2 protein-coding genes are annotated in these 3,382 nt (G+C 56.6%); both read left to right on the forward strand.

Annotated features, from left to right (window positions below; genetic code table 11):
- Positions 1-674 precede the first annotated feature (674 nt).
- Positions 675-1,577 carry a helix-turn-helix domain-containing protein gene (locus Q0J85_RS15350; protein WP_294483213.1) on the forward strand — a complete coding sequence of 301 codons (903 nt, stop codon included), beginning with the start codon at positions 675-677 and terminating at the stop codon, positions 1,575-1,577.
- A 97-nt stretch (positions 1,578-1,674) separates the two neighbouring features.
- A complete protein-coding gene (locus tag Q0J85_RS15355) occupies positions 1,675-3,207 on the forward strand; it encodes an alpha-N-arabinofuranosidase (RefSeq protein WP_294483216.1) in 1,533 nt (510 codons plus the stop codon).
- Positions 3,208-3,382: the final 175 nt, after the last annotated feature.

Raw genomic sequence — 3,382 nt, forward strand, 5'->3', positions numbered from 1 at the left:
GGCCGGTGCGGGGAGAAAGAGCCGCAAAAACACGAAGCAATCTTCCCGCTTTTCTGCGGAAAGATTTCTTCGCGTTTTTGCTCCACTTCGCCGCTTGCCGAGCGGAGACTCTGTTGCGCGGCGGTGATGAGCCGATGGGATGGTTGATGGATGGCTGGTACGGGGAGAGACGCGCTCTTACGAGCCGCTTTCTCTCCCCCGAACCCTTCTCTTGTTCCGCCGGACGCTGGAATGAGTTGCACGGCGGGGATTGATCGATTGGGTGTTTGTGGGTTGGCTGGTACGGAGAGAGTCTCTCCCCCGAATCCCTCTCTCGACTGTCTCGCGCGAACCTCGTCGCGGCACGAAACAGCGAAAGAATCGGTTTCAGGCAACAAACTTCGGCGGGGGAAAATGCGCCGGACCGCGGAGATTTGAAACGTGTTTACCAAAAGGAGCCCGGGAAACGCGAACGCGGCGCGCGTCCCCCCGGAGCGGCCGCAAAATTGAGCGGATCCCCCCTTGCTGCGCCTCCGGATGGTTCCCCTGCCCGCAAAGCTGTGAATTTCCATACTCATTTCCTCCTTTCCAACTTCCCATGGCATTGTTTTTTATCGGTTTTATTCTATATTATACTGGAGAAACCACAAAAAACTTTCATTTTTCAGACAAAAAGCTGGATTTTTCAGACATTCATGAAACACCGGAATCCAACCGACTTCAAGGTAGAAATGCACTGGCATTTCTACGGGGAATGCGGCATTTCCATCTCGGCGACGAAATATCCCGATGACCCCGGAACAGAGCGCATGCACTTCCATGATTTCCACGAGCTCGTCGTCGTCATGGAGGGGACGGGACGCCACGTTCTCGAGTCCGGGTCGTATCCGCTGTTCAAGGGCAGCGTGTTCCTCGTTCCGCCCGGAATCGTACACGGATACAGCGACTTCCGGAATTGTGAACTGGTCAACGTGTTGTTCTTCCCGGAACAGCTGCTGTTCTCCTGGGAGAAACTTCTCACCATCCCGGGGATTCCCGGACTCCTCGATGAACCGTTCCGCCTGAGACCGCGGGAGTTGGAAGAAGTGCGGCCGCTGCTGCTGTCGATGCGGAATGAAAGACGGGAAAAGAAACCCGATTTTGAGTTGGCGATGAACGCCGATTTCCTGCAGCTGCTGTTCGCGCTCTCCCGGTTCTGCAACAACTCCCCGAATCCACGGCCCAGAGGCGTCCCGCGATTGAACAATATTCTTGCATTCCTGAACGAACACCTCGCCGACGCTTCCATTCAAGTCGCCGACATCGCCGAAAAAAACGGGATGACCTTGAAGACCATGGAACGGCTCTTCCGGAAAAACACCGGACTTCCGCCCGGGGCCTTTCTCGCTTCACTGCGTCTGGAGCGGGCGGCGGAACTGCTGAGAAACAATTCGGAACTCTCCGTCACCGAGGTCGCATTTCACTGCGGATTCTCCGACAGCGCCTACTTTTCCCGCGCGTTCCGGAAGAAATATGCGGAATCTCCGCGCGAATACCGCAAAAAATATGCCGCTTCTGCTCCGCCTCCCCGTCGGAAACATCCGGAGAGCGATTTGTAGAGTTTCCCGGGAACTCCATTTGCAAAAGCGGAAAACCGTGTTATTTTCTCCGATACCCGTCCGTTCCACCTCCACCCTCAACGCAAGGAGCATCTGCATGAAAAGCCGTGTGATCGTGAATCGCAACTATCTCGTGGACAAGATCGACAACCGCATTTACAGCGGTTTTGTGGAGCACCTCGGACGCGCCGTCTACGAGGGAATCTACCAACCCGGACACCCCTCCGCCGATGAGGACGGCTTCCGCCGGGATGTGATCGAGCTCATCCGCGAACTCGATATGCCGCTCACGCGCTACCCCGGCGGCAACTTCGTCTCGGGGTACAACTGGGAAGACGGCGTCGGCCCGCGCGAACAGCGCCCCGCCCGGCTCGACCTCGCGTGGAAAGCGCTCGAACCGAACCTCTTCGGAACCGACGAATTCATGAAATGGTGTCGCAAAGCCAACACCGCCCCGATGATGGCCGTGAACCTCGGCACCCGCGGCGCGGCCGAGGCGCAGCAGCTCGTCGAATACTGCAACTTCCCCGGCGGAACCGCACTCTCCGACCAGCGCCGCCGGAACGGCGCCGAACAACCATACGGCGTCAAAGTCTGGTGTCTCGGCAACGAGATGGACGGCCCGTGGCAGACCGGCCACCGCACCGCCGACGAGTACGGGCGCACCGCGCTCGAAGCCGCCAAGATGATGAAGTGGACCGACCCCTCGATCGAACTCGTCGTCTGCGGCTCCTCACACGCCGGAATGCCGACGCTCGGAGAGTGGGAAAGCAAGGTTCTCGACCACACCTACGATCTCGTCGACTACCTCTCGATCCATCACTATTTCGGCAACCGCTGCGACACGACGCCGGGCTATCTCGCCCAGGCCGAATCGATGTCCGACTTCATCGACCGGATCGTCGCGTGCTGCGATTTCGTCCGCACGCGCAGAAAATCACAGAAGCGGATCATGCTTTCGTTCGATGAGTGGAACGTCTGGTTCCACTCGAACGGGAAAGAGGTCGAATCCCCCGAGTGGAGCGTCGCCCGCCCGCTGCTCGAAGATGTCTACACCATGGAGGACGCGCTGCTCGTCGGCATGCTCCTGATGACGTTGATCAATCACGCCGACCGGGTCAAGATCGCCTGTCTCGCCCAGAGCGTCAACGTGATCGCCCCGATCATGACGGAGAAAAACGGCAAAGCGTGGCGGCAGACCACATTTCACCCCTTTGCACTGACCTCCCGTTACGGGCGCGGCACCGCGCTGCGCACCGTGGTCGACTCCCCCTGCTACGACGCGGAGTATCGCCACGATACGGCTTCTCTCCCGGTAAACTGCCGCGAGATTCCTTATCTCTACTGCGCGTGCGTGCACAACACCGGTCGCGACGAAGTCGTGCTCTTCGCGGTCAACCGGAATCTCTCTGAAGCGATGGAACTCGAACTCAAGCTCGAGGATTTCGATCCGGTTTCCGTCCTCGAACATGAGTCGATCAGCCATCCCGACCTCAAGGCGGTCAACTCCGCGGCGGAAGAGAAAGTCCGACCCGTGAAACTCGCCGGCGCAACGCTTGAAAAAAATACCCTCAAAACCGTGCTCCCGGCCGCCAGCTGGAATATGATCCGGATCTCGATCGAAAAATAAAATATATTTATAATCAACATTTTGCGTGGATGAAAAAATTTTCTTGAAAAATAATCGATTATTTTTCATGAAAACGATTGACATTTGTTTTTTTCTGGTATATAGATTTGGCAATTAACATTACTTGCATTTTCTGATTTTTGGTGTATAATATTTACCATTATGAGTAATTACA

Origin of the sequence: uncultured Victivallis sp., from assembly GCA_944389935.1 — a bacterium.
In the GTDB taxonomy this organism is placed as follows: domain Bacteria; phylum Verrucomicrobiota; class Lentisphaeria; order Victivallales; family Victivallaceae; genus Victivallis.